Here is a 22,066-nt window from a genome sequence, read left to right as displayed (position 1 = left end):
CCCCCTTCCGTTGTTCTGCGCGGGCCGGTGGCCCGCGCGCCGATCGGGTGCGTGTTCATGACGAAGCCTTGACGACGGACCAGCCGCCGTCCACCACCAGGTTCGCCCCGGTGACGTAGGAGGCGTCCGAGGAGGCGAGGAAGGCCACGGCCGCTGCGACCTCGTCGGGCCGGCCGAAGCGCTTGGCCACCGTCTCGGCGACGCTGTCGGCCCGCCCGACCTCGTCCACCCGGTCCCAGGCCGCGGTCATGATCGGCCCGGGCACGACGGTGTTGACCCGTACCTGCGGGCCGTACTCGACGGCGAGTTGACGGCCCATCGCGCACAGTGCGCCCTTGGCGGCGGCATACGCGGGGTGCCCCGGCAGCCCGACCAGTGCGTGCACCGAGGAGGTGAGCACCACCGAGCCCTCGCTGTCCCGCAGGGTCCCGGCGAACGCGCGGACCGCCAGCCAGGACGCCTTGAGGGTGACCGCGAGCTGGGTGTCCCACTCGACCTCGGTCAGCTCGTGGGCGGGCTTGACCACCACCGCGTAGGCGTTGCTGTGCAGCACGTCCAGCCGTCCGTAGCGGCTGCGCACGTGCGCGGCCAGCCCGTCCCACACCGCGGCGCTGGTCACGTCGCCGTGCCGGTACTCGGCCTGGCCACCCTCGGCGGTGATGGCCTCGACCACGGCGTGGCCGGCCGAATCGGCGATGTCGACGGCGATGACGGCCGCGCCCTCGGCGGCCAGCCGCCGCGCGGTGGCGGCGCCGATGCCGCTGGCGGCACCGGTGACCAGGGCGACACGGCCCTGGAATCTTCGACAGGTCTGCTCAGTCACGGCGCCACCGTAGCGCTTCTGATTAATTATGCAAATATCTTGACAGTCCTGGTCAGCCGGTCCCAGGATTCGAGCCCAGGACGACAGGCAAGCAGGCAGCGCGGGGCGGAAGCCGCCGCAGCTCCCGGATCACACACCCGTAACGCCAGTCGGCTTCCTGAACACCCCCACCCTGGTAGGAGCTCCAGTTGATCACTACGCGCACCCGTGGTGCGGCCGCCGTCCTGGGCGCGGCTGTCGTTCTCGGCCTGACGGCCTGTTCGACCGGTCAGACCTCGTCGAGCGGCGCCGGCCCGGCCTCGGTCGCTCCGGTCACCGGGAAGGTCTCCCTCACCTACCTGCAGAAGCAGGGCGACCAGCAGTACTTCATCGACGAGGCCAACGGTGCCAAGGCCAAGGCCGCCGAACTCGGCGTCGACCTTAAGGTCGTCAACCTGGGCAGCGACGCGAACAAGACGGTCAGCGAGGTCCAGTCCGCGATCGCGCAGAAGACCAACGGCCTGATCGTCGTGGTTCCCGACCCCGCGGTGGGTCCGCAGGTGGTGCAGACCGCGCGGGACGCCAAGGTGGCTCTGCTCACCTCCGACGACCAGGTCTGCACCAACAGCCCCACTCCGGCCAACTGCGACAAGGCCAACCTGGTCCCGCGGATCGGCTTCTCCGGCCAGCAGATGGGCACCGAGGTCGGCAAGCGGGCCGCCGAGGACTTCAAGAAGGCGGGCTGGAACGCCGCCGACACCCGTGTCATCTCCGCCTCGAAGCAGGACGTCACCGTCTGCGGCGACCGTGTGAAGGCAGCCAAGGAAGCCTTCAACATCGGCGCCGGCGCGAGCGTGCAGACCATCGACGTGGCCACCGACAACACCCCGACCGGTGCGCAGGACAAGGTCGCGGCGACCATCACCGCCAACCCGGGCGTTAAGCACTGGGTGGTCTGGGGCTGTAACGACGAGAACGTGCAGGGCGGCGTGACGGCCCTGCAGAACGCGGGCGTCGGCCCCGACAACATCATCGGCGTCGGCCTGGGCGCCTACCTCGCCTGCAAGGACTGGGGCCCGGGCGCACCGTCGGGCATGAAGGCCTCGCTGTTCATCAACGGCAGCGACATCGGCGCCCTCGCCGTGCAGACCATGTACGACAACCTCAAGAACGGCAAGCCGATGCCCGCCGAGGCGTTCGCCCCGACCACGATGGTCGACGCCTCCACCTGGCAGTCCGCCGGCGTGAAGTGCAGCTGAGCCGGATGAACATCCCCAGCACCGCAACGGCCCGGCCCGGGCTGGCGGCCGAATCGATCACCAAGCGGTTCGGCCCCGTCCAAGCTCTGCGAGACGTCACCCTGCGCTTCCCCCCCGGCCAGGTGACCGCCCTCATGGGCGAGAACGGCGCCGGAAAGTCCACCCTCCTGCGCATTCTCACCGGTGACCACCAGCCCACTGCGGGCCGGATCAGGCTGGACGGTCAGGTCATCGACCTTGACTCGCCGACCGACGCGCGGCGCGCCGGCATCCGGATCATCCCGCAGGAACCGGAGATCATCCCGCACGTCTCCGTCGCCGAGAACGTCTACGCCGGCTCCCTGCCGCGACGCCCGGGCCGACGGCTCGACCGTGCCGAACTGCGCCGCCGGATCACCGCCGACCTCGAACGCCTCGGCTTCGACAAGGTCCTCGATCCCGACCTGCTCGGCTCCGAACTCACGGCCGCGCAGAGGCAGCTGGTCGAGATCATGCGGGCCCTGACCGGCGACACCGCGCCACGGGCCATCGCCTTCGACGAGCCCACCTCCTCGCTCTCCGACCACGAGGTCGACGCCCTGTTCGCCCTCATCGGCCGGCTGCGCGACGCGGGCATCGCCGTCATCTACGTCTCCCACCGCATGAAGGAGATCTTCCGGCTCGCCGACCGGATCGCCGTCCTGCGCGACGGCACCGTCGCAGGCACCGTCGACGCCAGGGCCACCAGCGAGGGCGAACTCGTGCGCCTCATGGTCGGCCGTGACCTGTCCAGCCTCTTCGCGCGCCAGCACGTGGCCGGTGACCGCGTGGTGCTGGAGGTCGACGGCCTCAGCACCGACGACGTGCACGACATCAGCCTCCAGGTCCGAGCCGGCGAGGTCGTCGCCCTGGCCGGCCTCATCGGCGCCGGCCGCTCCGAACTCGCCCTCGCCCTGGCCGGCGACACCCCCCTACGATCCGGAACCGTCCGGATCGATGGCGACCGCATCCGCCTGCGCGGCCCGGCCGACGCGATCCGCGCCGGAATCGGCCTCGCTCCGGAGGAGCGCAAGGCCCAGGCCCTGTTCCTCCAGCGCACCATCCGCGACAACACCTCGCTCGTCAGCCTCGGCAGGCTGCGCCGTTGGCGGTTCGTCGACCGGAACCAGGAGAAGGCCCTCGCCCAGGAGTACGCGGACCGGCTGCGGGTGCGTGCCCCCTCCATCGAGGCGGAGGTCCGAACCCTGTCCGGCGGCAACCAGCAGAAGGTCGTCCTGGCCCGCTGGCTCGCCCGCAAACCCGCCCTGCTGATCCTCGACGAACCCACCCGCGGCGTGGACATCGGCGCCAAGGCCGAGATCTACCAGATCATCGCCGACCTCGCCCGCGAGGGCACCGCGATCCTGGTGATCTCCTCCGAACTCCCCGAGGTCCTCGGCCTGGCCGACCGCATCCTCGTCATGCAGAACGGCCGCATCACCGGCCGGCTCGACCACACCGAGGCCACCGAAGAGGCCATCCTCGCCCTCGCCATGGCCGACGACCTCACCCCCGACCTTCCGCACGAGACCGCCACGGCACCTCGCGCCGAAACCGACCCGGCCCCCGGAGGCACCCGATGACGACTGCCCTCTCCGTCGACCGAGAGCTCGATCAGAGCGGCGGCCGACCGACGCCGGCCACCGACGCCCGCAACTGGCTGGCCCGAACGGGCGGCCAGAACCTGGGCCTGATCGGCGCCATGGCCCTGGTGCTCGCCGTGTTCGGGTGGCTCAACCCCAACTACCTGAGCTGGAACAACATCCAGGTCATCGCCGAGGCCGCCACCATCTCCGGCCTGCTCGCGGTCGTCCAGACCATCGTGATCATCTGCGGTGGCCTCGACATCTCCGTCGGCTCCCAGGCCGGCCTGGCCTCCGTCACCAGTGCCATGGTCTTCACCTCGACCGGCTCCAACTCCCTCCTCGGGATCGGCGCCGCCGTCGCCATCGGCGCCGGGATCGGCATCTTCAACGGTGTCGTCATCATCTACGGCCGGGTCAATCCGACCATCGCCACCCTCGCCGGCCTCGCCGCCTACAAGGGCGTCGCCCAGCTCATCTCCAACGGCTCCGCGCAGGGCTACGTCCTCAACGACAGCCTGTTCGTCTTCCTGAGTCGGGGCAAGATCGCCGGCCTTCCGGTCATGGTCTGGCTGCTGCTGCTCGTCGCGGCCGCCGTCCACGTCCTGCTCAGGTACACCGACATCGGCCGCAACATCTACGCCCTCGGCGGCAACGACACCGCCGCCCGCCTGGCCGGCATCAACCTCAACAAGTACCTGATCGCCGTCTACGCACTCAGCGGCATGGTCGCCGCCCTCGCCGGCGTCCTGCTCACCGCCCGCACCGGCTCCGGCCAGCCCGTCTCCGGCAGCGAAGGCCTCGAACTCCAGGCCATCACCGCCGCCGCCCTCGGCGGCTGCGCCCTCAAGGGCGGCAAGGGCGGCGTCGGCGGCACCCTGCTGGCCGTCGCCCTGCTGGGAGCCCTCCAGAACGGCCTCACCGTGCAGGGCATCAACGCCTTCTGGCAGAACGTCGCCCAGGGCGCCCTGCTGGTCGCCGCCGTCGTGATCCAGCAGCGCCGCGCCCGCGAACGCGCCGTCGGCCTGCCCGCTTAGCCCCGAGGCCCCCCGAAGCGGCCCGCCCTTCGTTCGAAGGGCGGGCCGACAGCACCACCGCTCACCTCCCCCACCCCGCGTGATCTCCCCACCTAGGAGCTCTCGATGTCCCTCCCCTCCGCACCGTCGGGCCTTCCGGACCCGACGGCGGTCGGTTCCGCGCGGTCGTCCGTACCGTCCGCCCGCCCGCGCCGGCGGCGCCTCGCCACGGCGCTGAGTGCCACGATGATCATCGCCGGAACACTGACGGTCACGGCTGTCGGCGTTCCGACCCCTGCCGAGGCGGTGGTCCCGCCCGGCGCGAACGGCGCGACGACGCCGCCGATGGGCTGGAACTCCTGGTACTTCTACAACAACGACTACTCCGCCCAGAACATCGCCGACCAGGCGGCCGGACTCGCGACGCCGAACGCGAACCTCGGGCTCAACGGCTCCGGCCGCCACAAGAGTCTCGCCGACCTCGGCTACCGCGACGTCAGCCTCGACGGCGGCTGGTGGACCCAGAACGGCACCGGGCGCGACGCCAACGGCGTCATGGTCCCCAGGCCCGGCTTCCTGACCGGCGCCCAGACCAAGGCGGTCACGCTGTCCAACGGCACCACCGTCCCCGCGCGCGCGTTGAACACCATGAAGGACCTCACCGACTACGTGCACGCCCTCGGCATGCAGGCGGGCATGTACACCGACACCGGCGCCACCGGCTGCGGCGGCCAGCACGGCAGCGGCGGCAACGAGGCCAAGGACGTGACCACGTTCGCGGACTGGGGCTTCGACTGGGTGAAGGTCGACCACTGCGGCGGCATCCCGTCCGGCTACAGCACGGTCATGGCGGACTACAAGGCCTGGGGCAGCCTGACGGCCAACGCGAAGACCTCCACCGGGGTGGCACACCCGCTGGCGCTGGAGATCTGCGAGTGGGGAGCGGGCGCTCCGGACGGCCCGTGGGCGTGGGGTGGCTCGGCGGCGCGCACCTGGCGGAACGGGCGCGACATCACGGGCAGCGCCGGCTACGGGACGACGTCCAACGGCGGCGCGACCTGGATCAACTGGGATCAGGTCTCCGAGAGTTTCGACCTGAACGACCACCCCAGCAACGAAGCCGCCGGCCAGTACAACGATCCGGACTACCTGCTGATCGGGCCCGGCTTCGGCGACAACCCGAGCACTGGGCAGCAGCAGACCCACGGCACCTCCGGCGCCCTCTGGGGTCTCACCCCGGACGAGCAGCAGTCATACTTCGGGATGTGGGCCATCCAGGGCGCGCCGCTCGTGCTGGCCACCGACACCACCAACCTGACCGCGGCGACCGCGGCCATCGTCGGCAACGAGTCCGTGATCGCCGTCGACCAGGACAGCGCCGTCCACCAGGGGCAGAAGGTCCTGGACAACGGCAGCGTCCAGGTCTGGTCCAAGCAGCTGGCGGCCTCCGGCACCCGGGCCGTCCTGCTGGTGAACCGCAGCAGCACCCCGCAGAACTACTCGTTCACCACGCAGAACCTCGGCCTGAACGGCACCGCCTCGGTGCAGAACCTCTACACCGGCGCGAACCTGGGCACCGTCAGCTCGACCGGCGCCCAGAACTTCACCCTGGCCCCCCACCAGTCCGTGATGCTCAAGCTCACCGGCGCCACCGAGCAGCAGCCGGAGACGGTCCTCGCGCCGACCGCGTCCGGTGTGAGCCAGAAGACCTGGAACGGCAGCACCTGGTCGGCCTGGCAGACCCTGGCGCTGGGCACCGCCGGCAGCACCGGCCCCGGATCGATCAAGGGCGAGCCCGCCGTCGTCTCCAGCCCGGGCGGCACCGACGTCTTCGTCTGGGGCGCGGACAACGCACTGTGGCAGAACACCTACAAGAACGGAGCCTGGGGCAGCTGGACCAGCCTCGGCGGCACCATCACGGCCAGCCCCACCGCGGCGAGCCTCGGACGTGACCGCATCGACGTGTTCGTCCGCGGCACGGACGGCAAGGTGTACCAGAAGACCTTCCAGCAGACGCCCGGCGCGAACGACCTCCCGGCCTACTACTACGGCGTCAACTGGACGAGCAGTTGGGCGTACCTGGACGCACCCGACTCGACCACCATCGTCGGCGCCCCCGCCGCGGTGGCCTCGCTCAACCGGATCGACGTCTTCGCCCGCGGCACCGACAACGCGCTGTGGCAGAAGAGCTACGTCAACGGTGAGTGGACGGGCTGGACCAGCCACGGCGGCACGCTCTCCTCGTCGCCGACAGCGGTCAGCGGCGGCCCCGGCCAGATCGAGGTGTTCGCCGCCCTGGCGCCCACCAACAGTGTCGGCCAGCTCAGCTGGACCGCCGCAGCCGGCTGGTCGTCCTCCTGGTACGACCTCGGCCGCGCCGTGGCCGGTGCGCCGACCGCGACGCAGGTGGGTGCCCGGGTCAACGTCTACGCCCGTGCCACCGACAACACCCTGTGGCAGTGGTACCGGATCGGCACCGGACCGTCCGGAACCTGGCAACAGCTGGACAGCACCCTGGCACTGACCGGTAGCCCCGCAGCGGCCGGCCACCTCTAGGCAGGACCGTCACCTCCTGGCATGGTCGGCTCGGTGGCCCGTCGCGCTCCTCGGAGCTCGACGGGCCACCGGTGGATCAGGGCGACACGATCTGGTTGGTGGCCCGACCGGCACCGCCGGCTAGTATCCCCGCAGGACTTTGACGTTTGCCTGCTCAGAGGCTGCGTTGAGTGGGCTGATAGCCATCAGGCACGGACTTCATGGGGCCGCCCCTCGATCGAGTGCTCTCACCGATCCGCCACCAGCCCTTTCCTCAAAGGGGGATGGGCCAGGGGAACACCACGACGAGACGCCGTGGCAGAGCCTTGTCGCCCGCCTGGTGGAGGTGGTGCTGGAGGTGAGGGCCTGGGCCGCTCGCGGGGCGGGTTCACCAGCAAGGTCCACCTGAGCGCGGACGGCTGCTGCCGCCCGCTGTCCCTGGTCGTCACACCAGGGCAGAGGGCGGACTGCACCCAGTTCATAGCCGTGCTGGAGAAGATCCGAGTCCCGCGGATCGGTCGGGGCAGGCCCCGCAAGAAACCCGACAGCCTGGCCGCCGACAAGGCCTACAGCAACGGCCCATGCCGCGACTTTCTGCGCAGACGCGGCATCCGGCACACGATCCCGGAGAAGACCGACAGCCAGGCCGCCCGCCTGCGCAAGGGATCACGCGGCGGTCGGCCACCAGGCTTCGACGAGGACCGGTACAAGAAACGCAACACCGTCGAGAGGGCCATCGACAAGCTGAAGAACTCCCGTGCGGTCGCGACCCGTTACGACAAGCGCGGCTACGTCTACCTCGGCACCGTCACCGCGGCAGCCCTCGTCATCTGGCTTCGCACGTGATCGCCCGGACAAGTCCGCACTGGTCGGACAGGGCCTGTCGAACGCTGAGATAGCCGAGCGGCTGGTGATCAGCACGGCGACGGCGAAGACGCATGTCGCGCGGCTGTTCGCCAAGCTCGAAGCTCGGGACCGCGTCCACCTGGCGATCACCGCCTTCGAAGCCGGACTCGTGCCGCGTAGACGGTAGGGCAGGACGAGAAGAACGATCGAGACCGCGAGTTCGCCGCGTTCCAGACGCGCCAGCACACCCACCTGGGTGAAGTGCTGCGGGCCGGACAACGGACAAAACTGAGAGACCCCCATAAGTACACCGCCCGACCGAGGCACTTCCTGCCGGAAGTCGCTGATTGGATCACCTGGTACTCCGGCCTCGAGGCGTTCGTCGACCCCGACCCCGAAAGGGCGTACTGGCAGGTTGTCCCTGCTTAGTCGCAGTGTCTCTTTATGTGCTTTCGGCACCGTTGAGCTGCCTGTTTGCGCGTTGCAGTGGGCCGAGTCGGGGGAAGAGAGAGGACCTAACGCTTCGCCGTGCCGGCGATGAACTCGTCCCAGGTGCCGACGGTTTCGGCCGGGGGTGCCGTGATGGCCGGGACGGTGCCGAAGTCGGAGTACTCCTCGAAGACCTGGGCCTGGCCCTTGCTGCCGGTGGTGACCTGCTGCGACTTTAGGACGAGATCGTCCTTGCCGACCCACATGTCGAGGACCGCTGAGGTTTCGCCCCGCCGCTTGGCCAACTGGACGTAGTAGTCGCGCACTTCGTCCTTGATGGCGGGCCCGGTGTAGCGGGCCAGCTCCTCGAAGACCACCGTGCCGCGGTAGTGGTCGGCCGCTCGCCCGCCCACCTGCTCCTCGCCGACCCACGAGGTGGACCCGGTGGCGGCGAGCGCGCCCGCGACCTCGTTGATGGACCCCGCCGCCCGCGCATTGGAGGGGCCGCTGCTCGCCGGCTTGTCCATGCGGTACCAGCTCTTGCCCGGGATCTGGTCCGACTTTATGTAGGCCGCGTCGCCCGTGACGATCACCTGGTTGACGCCGGTGGGGTTGTCCGCGCTCTTCTTCCCCGACGACGTGATGGACGAGGCGTACGGCTGCTGCTGGAAGAGCATCTCGGACTTTTCGGAGCCGCCCTCCCCCGTCTGGATCGTCCGGTACGAGGCCTGTTCCGCAGTCTTCTTGGCCGCGGCCATCAGCACGGTCGGAGCGTCGGTCCGCTTGTTCGCGGCCTTGTCCCCGGCCGGGCTCGCCCCAGTCGCGCTGCTGTGGGACTCCCCGCCGCAGCCCGCCAAAACCATCGTGAGCGCCGCTCCTGCGGCCGCCGCCGCGATGCCCCTCCCCGTCACTCGCACAGCTCTGGTTCCTTCTCAGTTGTTTCGAAATTGGCGATGTTCATTATTGTTTGCGCAGGTCAGGCTGCCAAATGAATTAGTACTGCAACCGCAGTTATGGGGTGTGACCCCGACGTTTGTAGTGGCTGTGGCGGGCGCGGGCCTGGCTGCGGCGTCGCCAGTACGACCAGCGCAGATGGTGGGCCGCGGTGAGGTGGAGAGGATGGAGAAGCAGGCCGATGAGGCGGCGGATCTCCGGGACGGACAGGGGTATCAGGCCGCTGCGGTCGGGTCTGGAGCCCCCTTTGCCAGCTCGTGTGCGCGGATGGCGGTCAGGCAGGCGAGGGCGGCCATGGACAGGGTGATGTGCCGGTACCAGGCCTGGTAGCGACGGACTTGGTAGTGATCCAGGCCGCACTCGTTCTTCGCGGTCTGGAAGCACTCTTCCACTTGCCACCTCGCCCCGGCGATCCGGGCGAGGTCCGTCAGTCGGGTGTCGGCGGGGCCGTAGCAGACGTAGTGGGCGATCTCCGTCGGGTCGCTGACGCTGCGTCGGGCCAGGACCCAGTGGCCGAAGCCGTTCTCCCGGTAGATGCGGATTGGCACGCGGGCCCAGTCGTAGATCCGCTGGCCGTGGGCGCCGGGCCCGGCGCCCAGCCGCTTCCAGGCCTGACGGGGCAGGGCGGCGATGAGCTGGTCCACGCGGGCGTCCGCGCCGCCCGTGGTGATGACGGTGTCGTTGACCTTGGTGGCCGGCACGTGGGCGACCCTGCGTTCCTCCAACCAGAATCGCAGGGTCTTGACCTGGCCGTATGCCTCGTCGGCGGTCACCCAGGCGAAAGGGACCTTCGCGTCGAGGGCGCGCTGGAGCATGGCCCGGAAGTGCTCGATCTTCGTGGCGAACGGCACGTCGTCCTCGATTCCGGCGGCCCGGCAGCGCGCCCGGTCATCGGTCCAGGAGGCGGGCAGATACAGCTCGCGGTCGATCAACGCCCGCCCCTTGGTGGAGGCGTAGGCCAGGAAGGTGCCGATCTGGCAGTTCTCGGTACGGCCGGCGGTGCCGGTGTACTGCCGCTGGACGCCGGCCGAGCGGATGCCCTTCTTCAGGAAGCCGGTGTCGTCGCCGATCAGCACCGCGTTGCTGTCGCCGATGGTCTCGACGACGAAGTCCCGTACGTCATCGCGGACGGTATCGGCGTCCCAGTCGGCCGAGTTCAGCAGCCGCTGCATCCCGTCCGGGCAGTCCTCGCCGGCTCGTTCCGCCAGTGACCAGCCGTTCTTGCGCTCCAGCGGGGCGATCAGCCCGGCCATGTACTCCAGTGCCCGCCCCCGCGGCTCCGACCTGGTGAAACGCGCCGCGAAGCGGGCATGCAACCCCGCCAGTGCCGCCTTCCACTCCTCGACCTGCCCCACCCCAAGATCAATCACCCGCCAAGTCAACCGTGATCAAGTGCGGTTGCAGTACTAGGCGATGGTCCTCCCAAAGCTGACCCGGCGCCCGCCCCGGCCACCGCCCCGGCCGCGCCGGCGCACAGAACTGACCCGAACGATTTCGAGTCTGCAACGGCCAGCGAACAGTCCTGCGGCCGACTGTGTCGCGGCCTAGGCTGGGCGTCAACTGCTTTTTTCCGCAATGTGATTGGCCGACCGATCCGGCGTCAGCCCGAGGAGATCCCGGGCCCTCGGGGCAGGCCGGTGATGGGGGTTGGTCGATGTTGGGGTGGTGGGAGGCTGCGGCCTGTGGCGCCGGCGGCGGGCTGATCGCCGAGGCGGTCGTGACCTACGGGCGTCTGAAAACCTGGCAGCAGGCACGGCATGCGGCGCGGGCCACGGCGGCGCCGCTTCCCCGGCTGGTCGTATTCGTCGATCCGCTCGCGGACTCGATCGCGGCGCTCCTGCGCGTGCTACTGGGCGGCGCGGCCGGGTGGCTGTTGCACGTCCAGATCACCGGCGTGTACGCCGTCGGGGCCTCGGCTCCGGCGCTGCTTGCCCAGGTCGGGCGGGCGGCCACACCCACCGAGGCGCTGCGGGGGCCGGACAGCGGCGAGGCGGACACACCACCGCCGAACGACACCGAAGCCGCCAGGCCGCGGAGCGGGGAGGCGGAATGACTACCGGCTCGGTGCTCGCGCGGTCCTGGCGGTCCTTCACCGGCCGCACGCTGCCGTACTCCCCGCCGCCTCCGGGACATGGCCGGAACGGCCACTCCCTGGGCCAGCGGGTATGGGCCTCGTTCACGGGGGTGGAGCTGCGGCCCGCGCGCGGCCGTACGGCGGCCCCGGCTCCTGTCGTCCTCCCCCAGCCGCGGCCCGCGCCGCCGGACCGGCCGCGGGCCGTCGCGCTGGCTCCGGGATGGTTCGCGCTGCCCCAGCTCCCACAGGCTGGCGGCCTGGCCGCCGCCAGCGGTGACTCGGTGCTGATCGAGGCCTCGTCCCCGGACGGCAGCGCCAGGTTCCTGGTCCGTGGGCCCGGCGTCGCCGACCCCGACCACCGGTTGGAGCTGATCGTGGACACTGCTGGCGCCGACCGGCCGCTGATGACCGCGGTCGGCTACACCGACCCGGACGGCATCGGGCACCTGCTGCTCGTCCCGGTGGTGCGGGGGCGGTTCGGGCCGCCCGCTGCCTACGTCCGGCTTCCGGGCTTCGACGCCGGGTCGACCTTGACAGCCTCGGACGCCCACCCGGTCGGCCCGGAGAGCTCCCTTGACGCCGAGCAGGTCGCCGCGTCCGTCCGGGCCGCCGTCAACGAGGCGACCCGCGAGGCCTGGCGGCAGGTCCGGGAGCTGCTCGCGGACGACAGCCTGCGCGCCGTCATCGACCGGGAGCTCGGGTGACTGCAGGAGGAAAGCCGCCGCGGGCCCGGCCCGCGCTGGAGAGCCTGCTGAACGGTGCGGCCAGCCCGCAGGCCGCAGTCCGGCAGGTGCTGCTGGGCGATCCGCCGCTGTGGTGGAGCTGCTGCAGCGAGGCGGTGCGCTGGGACCCGGGGTGGCTGTACGGCCCGCGCTCCGCGGAGCTGCGCGACTGGCTGAACACGACGGCCCCGGACCCGGGTGCCGCGTCCGTCGGCTCGGTCGACCACCCGCTGCTGCTGGCCCGGATCCTGGCCGCGCCCGTGGACCGGATGGCGGAGCACGACACGGAGCTGCTGGGACTGACCGCAGGCTGGGACCGCAGCGGCCTGCTCTGCGCCGACGCCGCCCCCGGACCGTCGCACCCCTCCGGCAGCGGGCTCAGCGCTCTCACGCCACGGCTGGCCGGCACACTGAGCGCCGCACTGGACCGGCTCCGGCAGCTGCGGGCCACCGCCGGGCCGGGCCTGCCGAGCCCAGCCGCCGAGAGCGTGCTCACGATCGCCGCCCTGCTGCTGACAGGAGTCGAACCGCGCGGCCGACGGGCCGTCCGGGTGGCCGTGGTCTTCGCCCGCTCGGCCGGGGCGGACGGGCCGTCCGCCGGACCGGAGGGCGTGACCGGCGTCCTGGAACTCCGCGAATTCCCCGCCGGCCCACCCGGGTTGTACCCCGATCCGCGGACGATGACCGGCGTACGCAGCCCCAATGGCGACTTCGCCACCGCGCTCGGCCACGCCTGGCGGCTGGCGGGGGAGCGGCGCGAGCGGCGCTGCGTGCTGTGGCGCATCGTGCTGTCCGACGGCCAGGCCGCCCCGACCCGACTCGAAGGCCCCTCACTCGGCCTGGCCTTCGCGTTGGGCCTGCGCGAACTGCTGCGCCACTCGCCGACCGGACGGCCCGGCCTGGCCGGGCTGCGCGGATTCGCCCGCGGGCTGCGGCCCCGGACGGCGGTCACCGGCGCCCTCGACGGCAGCGAATACCTAGTCAGGATCGGTGATCTGGACGCCAAACTGCTGGCCGCGCGCCGCGACGGCCTGCGCCTGGTGGTGCCCGAGGCGAACCGGCTCGACGTCGCCAAGGCGCCAGAGCCCGGCGACGTCAGGTTCGCCCGGACGCTGCGTCAGGCCGACCGGTACGCGCGCAGGTACCGCACCGGACGCCTCGCGGTCGCCCTGGCCCTGGTCGCCGTCAGTGCCACCGGTGCGGGCGCGGCCTTCAACGAGCACCGCAACACCGTCCGCGAACGCGCCCAGGCCATGTCGCGGGGCCTGGCCGCGCAGGCGTTCCTGCTCGACCAGCTTCAGCCGAACATCGCCAAACAGGAACGCATCGCGGCGTTCCGCACCGCCCCGACCCCCGAGGCCTTCGACGCCTTGACCGCCGGATTCCGCGTGCCCGGGACGATCGCTGTGCCCGGCATCCTGCATGTGGCCGTCAGCAACACTGTGATCGCCGTCGTCGCCGACGGCCAGGCCCGCCTGTGGAGCCGCTCCGAGCATCGGTTCACGGCGACGCTGCCGACCGTGGGCGTGACGGCCATGACGTTCCGCCCGGACGGCACCGCCCTCGCCGTGGGAACCAGCGTCGGCGGTCTGGAGGTGTGGAACATCGCCGACCCGGGCCACCCCGCGCGCACCCGCACGCTGCCCGGCGCGGCCAAGCCGATCGAGGCCACCGTCTTCAGTCCCGACGGCCGCCTGCTAGCTGCCGGCGGGGACGACCACACCGTCCGGCTGTGGGACCCAGCACTGAACGGATCCGCCACCCCACTGGCAACCTTCGACGGCGGGACCGACACGGTGACCGGACTGGCCGTCAGCCCGGACGGACAGCAACTGGCCGGGTCGAACGCCGACGGCTCGACCAGCCTCTGGGACGTCACGCACCCGACCGCCCCCACCCACGCCACCACGATCCCGGGCACCGGACAAATGCGCGCCGTCGCCTTCGCACCGTCAGGTCACCTGCTGGCCACGACCGGCACCGACCAGAAGGTGCACCTGTGGGGGACGCGCGATCCGGTCCACCCGGCGACGATCGCCACCATCGACGACGCGGGGCGGATGACCGCCGTCGCGTTCTCGCCGAACGGGCGATTCCTGGCCGGGGGCAGCCTCAAGGACGCCAATCCGATCCGGCTCTGGGATCTCACCTACCCCGGGTCCCCGGTCGCGCTCCCGACGCCGACTGACGGCAGCGGAGGCACCGAGGTGGCCTTCAGTCCCGACGGCAGCACGCTCGTCACCCTGGACACGAGCTCCCACGGCAACGCGCGCTCCCTGGATGACAAGGTGAAACTGTGGAGCACGGCGAATCTGCGTCTCCCGGCCGCGCTCACCCTCATGCCCAACGTGCCGGCCGCGGAATCCGTGGCACTGTCCCCCGAGGGCTCGACCATGGCCACGGCGGGCACCGGCAACGTGCGTCTCTGGGACGTCGCCGACCGGGCGCACCCGCGCGTCGTGTGGGAGCACGACAGCGACAAGGACGACTACCGCGTGGCCCTGGCCGGCCACACCCTCGCGATCGGCAAGAAGAAGGCGGTCACTCTGCTGGACGTGACCGATCCGAAGCATCCGGTGGAGCAGGGTTCGGTCGACCTGTCCGGTGCGGGTGCCTCCCCCAAGGCCGTGGAAGTCGCGTTCGGTCCGGACGGGCGGACGCTGGTGGCTCGGGACGACGAGCAAGCCGTCGTCTGGCTGATCAACGCCTCCGACAGCTCGCGGCCCGTCCTCCTCGCCACCCTTCGCGGAGACGACGTCCCCGGCGGACACCCGACCCTCAGCGCCGACGGGACCCTGCTGGCGGTCGGCAGCTTCCCCGACATCCAGGACTCGAGCAGGCCGGGCCCCGCAAAGCCGGGAGTCTGGGACGTTCGCGACCCGGCCGACCCGAAGCTGCTCACCGGGACCGCCGACCAGATCGGCATCGTGACAGCCACTCGGTTCGCTCCGAAGGGCTCGGTGCTGGCCGTGGGCGGGACGGACGGGAGCGTGGCGTTCTGGCGCATCGCACCGAACGGCCGGGCGACGCGAATCGCCTCGCTGCCCGGCAGCGGAGCCGGCGTGATGACCCTGAACTACAGCGCGGACGGCGCTTTCCTCGTCGGTATCGACAACGCCGGAACCGTCCGCATGTGGGACGTGAGCGACCCGGGCAATCCCACACCGCTCGGACGCTACGACCAACCGAGGGAGATCGACTTCCCCGACCTCGACGCCTCCGCCGCGGTCGGCCCACCCCGCGGACCGGGCGTCGGCCGACTGATCGTCACCGTCACGGACGATGGCGAGCCCCGCCTGTGGACCAGCGATCCCGAGGCGGTCATCGCACGGCTGTGCCGGACCATCGGCGACACGGCGACAACTGCGGAGTGGAACCAGTACGTCCCCGATGTCGCTCACACCGACCTGTGCCGGAACAAGGGCTGAGCGCGCCGACCGGCGGTGCTCACAAGAGTCGTCCTGGAGACAAGCATGAAGACCCACCGGACCGCCGGTCTCAGAGCCCGGACCGCACCTGCGGTACTCGCGGTCGCAGCGGTGCTGGCCGTCGGTGCGGCCGGCTGCGACTCCGCGCCCTCGGAACAACTCCCCGCAACGGAGGCGGACCCTTCGAGCTCCGCACCAGCGGGTCCACCCGACTTCACCCTGTTCACGGGGACCTGGGGCGGCCACGGCAACCAGATGACGGTCAACGCTGACGGGTCGTTCACGATGGAGATGCGCACCGGCCGGAGCGGCCCCTCGGACAGTTCGGCGAGCGGCAGGATCGACAGTGTCTCCGGCACCGTCGCCAAGGGCGCGATCACCACCACCGGCGACCACCTGGCGATGCCCGTCGGCCCGCTGACCTTCGTCTACGACTCGGCCAACAACGCGATCAACGCCCTGCGCATCAACTGGTGCGGTCCCAAGGCGCCGGTCGGGGTCTGCGTCTGACCGGCCCTTCCCCGCAGCACCGGTGACCCCCAGGGACGGCGGTCCAGGGGGCCACCGGCCGCCTGCTGCCCGCGTCGGAGCCCCCGTCCTCGAAGTAGTCGGGCGTATACGAGATCAGCACACCACCTGATCGCCGCCTCCGGCCAGCCCCACCCAGGACCGGCACGGACCCTGCCTCGGCGCGGCGTACTGCCTCGTCCACGAGCTCGGGATCCTGCCGTCCGAGCTGCACGCTCTTCTGCAGCGCGGTGGAGAACACCTTCTCCGGCATCGACGTCCACCGGCTCGCCCGTGCGGTGTCGGCCGGTGAGGGCGCCGTGGGCGCATCGGATCGGCGATCAGGGGATGCGACCGGCACAGCACACTCCACATGGGAACTCGACAGCGGCACTCCGCATTGTGCCGTCACCGCGCCGCGTGGTGGGGGCACCAGCTCCCGCGCGCCGACCGTGCCTACCGGTCCGGGCCTCCGTCGACACGAAGCACATTCCGTCACCCGAAGAAGCGGATTCCCGCAAAAACGCACCAGCAGCCAGCCGAGCGCGCCATCATCACGCGCATGGACGACACCACTGCTGCCAGAGCCCGCGCCTACTGGGCCTGCGTCGAGATCGGCTGCCCCAAGTGCCGAGTCGAGCCAGGTCAGTACTGCCGCAACCGGGTCGACGGCGTTGAATACAACGCGCTGTTCCACAAGCCCCGCCAGGTCGACGCGGGTGCCCCTGCCATCCTGGAGACGGTGGGGATCCGCAAACTGCGCTGGCAGCCCAGCGTTGGGATGACGAAGTGGGACGGCCGCCCGATGCCAGTGCCGATGCCAGGCCTCAGCGCATCCCGCCCCGCGTCCTGAGACACGCGAACGGCAAGGCTCCGGGTTTCGCTCTCCGACACACGGACGGCGCGGCCGGCGAGCAGGACCTCCCACGCGCCGAGTTGCATCCCGCACCGGCGCGGTCGCGGCTGTCGCCGGTGCAACTGGGCACACTGGTCACCGTGACCTCCACCTGCCAGTGCGGCCCCGCCACCATCAACGGCCCCGGGGTGCGCGCCGCCTACTACGCCTACCAGCGCAAGATCCGCGCCGAGCGAACCGCCGACGGCCGACAGTTCCGCTCCCGCCGCACCGATTTCCACCCGACGAACACCTTGAGCTACCTCGCAGTGCACCTCGACGGTGACGGAGCGGTGCGCCTCGAAGTCGCGTCCGCTGCGGAGGAGTTGGAGCGGCCCCAGAACCTGCTGGTCGATGAACTTCGCTGGCTCGCGGACGGACGCCGGTTCCTGCACACCGAGGGCTTCGCCGACGGCCTGATGAAGATCTGGCTCAACCCCGCCGTCGCCGTGAACGGCGGTTGCGACCCACGGCCCCTGGCGGCCAGACACCGCTTCCCCTACCCCGTCCTGGCCGACGGGGGCCTGTCCGCTCCCGAGCCTGTCCGCTTCCTGGAGTACTCCGCGCACCTGTGGGACGAGGTCTACTTCGCCAACCGCCACATGTTCGCCGGCGGGTTGTTCCCCAACCCCGACTGCCGGGCCTGCTTCCCGGTCAGACTCCACTCGGTCTGACCGCCAGCACCCCCAGCCGCTTCGAGGCCGAGAAGCATGGCAGCTGCGACGACCGCGCGGAACGCCGGAGCGGTGAACGGCGGCGTGTGCTCGCCTGGCTGCCGGTGCCCTCACTCGCCGTCATGTCCGTTCACGAGCAGCACCGTGAGGCCGGCGCCCGCCAGGACCCCCTCGTCTCCGGTGGGTGCTCGGACTGACCGCGGTAGACTACACCTACAACTCCCTCGGCCTCCCCGAGTCCATCGTCGAACCCCCGACCACAGCCCACCCGACGGCCGCCGAAGGGCCCGCCGAGGAACCCAGCCAGCCCCCTTCCCATGAGCCGGAGCCCATAGCGCCGGGCCGGGCGACACCCGACCCGTTCGAGGGACTCGTCGTGGACGAGCGGTTCATCAAGGACGCCGCCGTCAAGGAGCCGACCGCCCGGACCCGGATGCTCACCGCGCAGTGGCGGCAGGAGCCGGGTGGCCGCCGCTGGGCGCCCGGGGCGACCCCCGGCACGGCCCGCTCACGGTGGACCCGGCCCGGACGCCGGCGCACCGCGCTGATCGCGGCCAGCGCTTTCGCGGCGCTGCTGGCCGTCGCGGTCGGGGTGGACCCGGCCGGTCTGCTGAACGGGGACAGCCTTGCGGCGCGCAAGCCGCGGGCCGTGCCCGTATCTGCCGGGCCGGCCGCGGACGTCGCGCTACCCGGCGGCGGGGTCTCCGACGGCACCAGGTGCGGCACCAAGGGCTTCCACCACTTCGAGCCGGCGCCCGCGTCCTTCACCTTCGCCGCCGGAGCGCGGTCGGACGCCCCGCCGCCGGGACCGCAACTCGTCCTCAGCTCCTACGGGTTCTCACGAACCTCGCAGAAGGACCCCGGGCACTTCACCATCAGTCTGGGGCTCGGCCCGGGCCCCGGCGCCGGCGACCGTGGGCTGGACCTCTCCACACCGCTCGGCCCGCAGGGCGTGGCAGTGGAGATCGAGGGCCCGGACGGCCTGGTCGCCGGGGCCCACGGGCTCCCGCTCACACCCGACGAAGACGCCCCGTCCGACGCGGGCGGCACCGTCCACGTCGCACCCGAGAACGGCGCCTCCGTACAGGTCACCCTCCCCGCCGTGGCCCTGTGCCCGGGCGTCGACGGCTTCACCCTCCAGCAGTTCCTGGTGGCGCCGACCGACTCGCACAACACCATCACCGGCCAGCCGCACTACCGGCTCACGGTCTCCATCTCGGATCCGGCGATCGGCGCGCTGCGGCGCCAGGTGGGCTCGACGGTGCCCGGCGACGTGCTGGCGACCGACAACCGGGTGCCCCACTGACCGGAGCCACCCGAGAAGAGCTCCGACGACGCTGAACCGGGTACGGCGGTACGGTCCGCTTGGCGTCCAGCCGAGCACGCACCCTTCATCGGCATTTACCCCACACGGCGAACCGGCTGGGCTGACCGCCCGTGTCAGCCGATTGGACCGAGGGGGATGACCTGGTCGGTAACGGGGATGAGGCAGCGCTGCTCGCTGCACGCGCCAAAGCTCACCACCGCCTCAGCCGGCCCCCCGTCGGATCGGCGGACCGGGAGAGTGACGGTGACCGCGCCGTCCGGGTAGACCGGCAGTTCCATGCCGAGGCCCAAGGGGCTGACCGTGCGCAGCGGACGGTCTGCCTGGGCGACGCCGTCCGGGGCCAGGCCGCCGCGCACCGTCAGCCGGGTCGGCAGGCCGAGCCCGTCCACCCCGCCGGCCGGCAGGTCAACGCTGTACAGGTGGAACCCGGCCTGCTCGGGGGTGAAGGTGGCGCTGAGCAGTTGCCGCCCGCCCTCCCCGGCCTCAAGCCGCACGGCGACTGTGACCCCGCCGCCGCTGTAGCTGGCGGCGGGGGTGGCCGCCGGCGCCGGATCCGCGGCGCAGCCCGCCGCCCCGAGCAGCAGCAGCGTTGCGACCGCAGACCCTGCACGGGGCCGCCCAGCCGGACTCACTTCTGCGACCAGCGCTTGAGGTAGGCGGCGACCGTGTTCGCAGTCATGCTGCGGGCGTTGGAGAACGCGCCGTCGTTGCTCGCGGTGCGCACCGCGCCGTCCGGGGAGAGCACCACCAGCGCGGGAATGCCGCTGCGCTGGAGGTCGACGTACTGGGCGGCCAGGTCGAGGTTGTGGTCGAATCTGCCCACGTCCACGGCCACCACCCGGTAGTCGTCCCGCAGTAGCGGGGCGACCTGCTCGGAGCGGAACAGCTTGTCGAGCACCTTGCAGTCGGGGCACCAGTTGGCCCCGAAGTCGATCAGCACCGGCCGCTGATCGCCGGCCGACAGGGCAAGCGCCGCCTGCAGATCGGACGCGGCGTCCCGGTTAGGGTCGTACCCGTCCGGCAGCTTCCCGGCCCCGGCGCTCGTGGTCACCGAGCCCGTCGACGCGGAACTCGCGGGCGGAGCAGCTGCGGTGGCCGTCCCGGTCGGCGCAGCAGTAGGGGGCGTCCCGGTTGTGTCAGCCGCCCCGCCCGTGGCGCTGCCGCCCGAGCCGCAGCCGCTGGTGAGTACGGTCGCCAGGACGGCGCTGGCAAGCAGAGCGCGGCGCTGCCGCATAAGTTCCCCCCGGTGTTGATCGCTGACCCAGGGAGGATAGCGGGGCCACGGCCTTCGGCCAGCAGCGGCAGCTGTTCGAAGGCCGGTGTCGGACGGCTACCCGTCGACCTTCGTGTCTGCCCCTGCTGTTCCGACGTCGCCAGCAGGAATCTCACCGTCGGCCAGGCCAGATTCGCCGTGCGCCGGCGGGCGCCTTCGCGTGATCCACATCGACGATGCAGTCAGTATCATCCTACGGGACGTCATTTCCGGGGCCGACAGGGGCCCTTCCCTATTTGTTTTTCTGAAAGGAAGCCCATGGGCATAGGAAAGAAATTGTCGCGTCGCTTCGCCGCCTTCGGCGCGGCCGTTCTCGCCGGTATGGCCGCAGTCCCGCTGTCAGCCACCAGCGCGGCGGCGGTCGGGGCTCCTGTCTGCTTGAGCGGAAATCTCCTGTACGACTACCAGTCGGCCGACGCGGGAACGTCGAAGCCGACGATGACCAAACCGGTCCGTAGCGCGAACGTCGAGCTGTGGGGGAATGAGAAGCCCACCGACTCCCCGCACCGGCTCACTGCCGACTTCCAGTACACGGCGGGCGACGGAGGCTTCAAGCTCTGCCACACGCCCACGACGACGTCGATGAGCAGCATGTGGGTGCGGTTCAATGCCGAAAGTACGAAGTTGTGGAGGGTCAACGACACCCGAGGCGCGACTTACACGCTGGACTCCCAGACCCTGCACAACGTCTCCTCCAGCGCTTCGCTTGGCGTGATCAAGCCTTCCTCCGACACTGCCCGGGCCTGGCACGCCTTCGACACCGTCAACCTTCTGTGGTGGAACCGCGACAACCCCGCCAGCATCTGCTGGTCCTCTCACGAGACAGACGGAAACCACTGCACCGAGCTCAACATCCAGTGGACCGACACTTCGACGGACGGTCCGTACTACGACATCGGCAGCCACACCATCCATCTCTCCGCCGCCGACCCCGACTCCGAGCACACCGTCCTCCATGAGTCCGGTCACTTCTTCATGAATCGTTTGTTCAACGGCTTCCCGAGCTACACCATCTGCACTTCCCAGTACATCTACAATCGCGCTGGCAGTGGTACGTGTGCATGGGTCGAGGGCTTCGCCGACGCCGTCGCTGCCTACCTCCTGGGTGACTACCGCTACGTGTGGCCGAACGGCACCGAGATGTCCTTCGCTTACTCATCAGGCTGGGGTACCGGAGACCAGGTCGAGGGCAACGTGACCGGTTCGCTGCTCGACCTGTGGAGGAACGTCGACGGTGGCAATTGGAACCGCACGATCACCCTGTTGACGTCTACCGCCCCGTCCACGTTCTCCGAATACTTCAATACCGACCGACCGAAGGCCGGCCCCCCGCTTTCCACCGGTTGGGACGCGCTTTCCTACCTCCGCAGCCATTCCATCCAGTACTGAACTCACTGATCCCGTGCTTTTACGAGCAGAGCTGTCCGGGGTGTGATCAGAACAAACCGGCGAACGAAAGCGGCAGGCGTGGAGCTGGCGGATGCCTACCGGTGCGGGCGCACTGGATGGCGCCACAGGCCGCCGGTGTCGCGGGCGACACCGGCGGCGACCTCCATGACGACCTCCTGGCGCCGTCCTGCGGATCGGCGCCCCGTCCCACCACGCCTTCAGCTTCCGTGCCGGCACCGCCACCCCGCCTCGGTCGTTCTCCGGCACCAGAGCGCCGAGCGCGTCGACGACGTCAGCCGCCATCCGGTACGTCGCGGCGGGCAGCAGGTAGCGGT

At 70.8% G+C, this 22,066-nt stretch carries 17 protein-coding genes and 2 pseudogenes; 14 read left to right on the top strand and 5 right to left on the bottom strand.

Annotated features, from left to right (window positions below; genetic code table 11):
- Positions 1–55 precede the first annotated feature (55 nt).
- Positions 56–823, bottom strand: coding sequence for an SDR family NAD(P)-dependent oxidoreductase (locus BOQ63_RS05945; RefSeq protein ID WP_072653612.1), 768 nt, complete (start codon positions 821–823; stop codon positions 56–58).
- Positions 824–1,011: 188 nt separating this feature from the next.
- Here BOQ63_RS05945 and BOQ63_RS05940 point away from each other — a divergent pair, with 188 nt between their 5' ends.
- The 6 genes and pseudogenes from BOQ63_RS05940 to BOQ63_RS05915 form a co-directional block, all read left to right on the top strand.
- Positions 1,012–2,061, top strand: a complete 1,050-nt coding sequence (locus BOQ63_RS05940; protein ID WP_094743029.1) for a substrate-binding domain-containing protein — start codon at positions 1,012–1,014, stop codon at positions 2,059–2,061.
- Positions 2,062–2,066: 5 nt separating this feature from the next.
- Complete coding sequence (locus BOQ63_RS05935) at positions 2,067–3,662, top strand: sugar ABC transporter ATP-binding protein (protein WP_030555892.1); 1,596 nt, start codon at positions 2,067–2,069, stop codon at positions 3,660–3,662.
- Positions 3,659–4,699 (top strand): ABC transporter permease, encoded by a 1,041-nt coding sequence (locus BOQ63_RS05930; protein WP_030555889.1) that lies wholly within the window; start codon positions 3,659–3,661, stop codon positions 4,697–4,699. Before BOQ63_RS05935 ends, BOQ63_RS05930 begins: the two co-directional genes overlap by 4 nt.
- Positions 4,700–4,804: 105 nt before the next feature.
- Positions 4,805–7,234: a DUF8189 domain-containing protein gene (locus BOQ63_RS05925; RefSeq protein WP_072653611.1), complete on the top strand. Its 2,430-nt coding sequence runs from the start codon at positions 4,805–4,807 to the stop codon at positions 7,232–7,234.
- A 339-nt stretch (positions 7,235–7,573) separates the two neighbouring features.
- Positions 7,574–8,059, top strand: a pseudogene (locus tag BOQ63_RS05920) (IS5 family transposase); the annotation flags it as partial.
- Positions 8,060–8,075: 16 nt separating this feature from the next.
- A pseudogene (locus BOQ63_RS05915) lies at positions 8,076–8,246 on the top strand (response regulator transcription factor); the annotation flags it as partial.
- 328 nt (positions 8,247–8,574) lie between these two features.
- On the opposite strand, the gene BOQ63_RS05910 reads toward BOQ63_RS05915, so the two are convergent.
- A complete protein-coding gene (locus BOQ63_RS05910; RefSeq protein WP_150476318.1) occupies positions 8,575–9,405 on the bottom strand; it encodes an SCO4651 family lipoprotein in 831 nt (276 codons plus the stop codon).
- Positions 9,406–9,657: 252 nt separating this feature from the next.
- Positions 9,658–10,797 carry an IS701 family transposase gene (locus BOQ63_RS05905; RefSeq protein ID WP_191093688.1) on the bottom strand — a complete coding sequence of 380 codons (1,140 nt, stop codon included), beginning with the start codon at positions 10,795–10,797 and terminating at the stop codon, positions 9,658–9,660.
- Positions 10,798–11,096: 299 nt separating this feature from the next.
- Here BOQ63_RS05905 and BOQ63_RS05900 point away from each other — a divergent pair, with 299 nt between their 5' ends.
- From BOQ63_RS05900 to BOQ63_RS05870, 7 genes are all read left to right on the top strand, one after another.
- Positions 11,097–11,495 (top strand): hypothetical protein, encoded by a 399-nt coding sequence (locus BOQ63_RS05900; RefSeq protein WP_072653606.1) that lies wholly within the window; start codon positions 11,097–11,099, stop codon positions 11,493–11,495.
- Positions 11,492–12,220 carry a hypothetical protein gene (locus BOQ63_RS05895; protein WP_072653605.1) on the top strand — a complete coding sequence of 243 codons (729 nt, stop codon included), beginning with the start codon at positions 11,492–11,494 and terminating at the stop codon, positions 12,218–12,220. Before BOQ63_RS05900 ends, BOQ63_RS05895 begins: the two co-directional genes overlap by 4 nt.
- On the top strand, positions 12,217–15,666 hold the full coding sequence (locus tag BOQ63_RS05890; protein WP_072653604.1) for a WD40 repeat domain-containing protein: 3,450 nt from the start codon (positions 12,217–12,219) through the stop codon (positions 15,664–15,666). Before BOQ63_RS05895 ends, BOQ63_RS05890 begins: the two co-directional genes overlap by 4 nt.
- Before the next feature lie 45 nt (positions 15,667–15,711).
- Positions 15,712–16,176 (top strand): hypothetical protein, encoded by a 465-nt coding sequence (locus BOQ63_RS05885; protein ID WP_030555873.1) that lies wholly within the window; start codon positions 15,712–15,714, stop codon positions 16,174–16,176.
- 559 nt (positions 16,177–16,735) lie between these two features.
- On the top strand, positions 16,736–17,026 hold the full coding sequence (locus tag BOQ63_RS05880) for a zinc finger domain-containing protein (RefSeq protein WP_141763823.1): 291 nt from the start codon (positions 16,736–16,738) through the stop codon (positions 17,024–17,026).
- Positions 17,027–17,169: 143 nt separating this feature from the next.
- Positions 17,170–17,742: a hypothetical protein gene (locus BOQ63_RS05875; protein ID WP_143174641.1), complete on the top strand. Its 573-nt coding sequence runs from the start codon at positions 17,170–17,172 to the stop codon at positions 17,740–17,742.
- 184 nt (positions 17,743–17,926) lie between these two features.
- On the top strand, positions 17,927–19,048 hold the full coding sequence (locus BOQ63_RS05870; RefSeq protein WP_072653602.1) for an SCO2583/SCO2584 N-terminal domain-containing protein: 1,122 nt from the start codon (positions 17,927–17,929) through the stop codon (positions 19,046–19,048).
- Between the two features lie 134 nt (positions 19,049–19,182).
- On the opposite strand, the gene BOQ63_RS05865 is transcribed toward BOQ63_RS05870, so the two are convergent.
- Positions 19,183–19,701, bottom strand: coding sequence for a protein-disulfide reductase DsbD family protein (locus BOQ63_RS05865; protein ID WP_030555869.1), 519 nt, complete (start codon positions 19,699–19,701; stop codon positions 19,183–19,185).
- Entirely contained in the window at positions 19,698–20,120 is a 423-nt protein-coding gene (locus BOQ63_RS05860) for a thioredoxin family protein (protein ID WP_072653601.1), read from the bottom strand. The genes BOQ63_RS05865 and BOQ63_RS05860 overlap by 4 nt, the downstream gene beginning before the upstream one ends.
- Positions 20,121–20,600: 480 nt before the next feature.
- On the opposite strand from BOQ63_RS05860, the gene BOQ63_RS05855 reads away from it, so the two are divergent.
- Positions 20,601–21,731 carry a hypothetical protein gene (locus BOQ63_RS05855; RefSeq protein WP_079183425.1) on the top strand — a complete coding sequence of 377 codons (1,131 nt, stop codon included), beginning with the start codon at positions 20,601–20,603 and terminating at the stop codon, positions 21,729–21,731.
- Positions 21,732–22,066 lie beyond the last annotated feature (335 nt).

Source organism: Streptomyces viridifaciens, assembly GCF_001888885.2.
GTDB classification, from domain to species: Bacteria; Actinomycetota; Actinomycetes; order Streptomycetales; family Streptomycetaceae; genus Kitasatospora; species Kitasatospora aureofaciens.
Note: the sequence above shows the minus strand (reverse complement) of the source record. Positions and strands in the feature narration are given on the sequence as shown.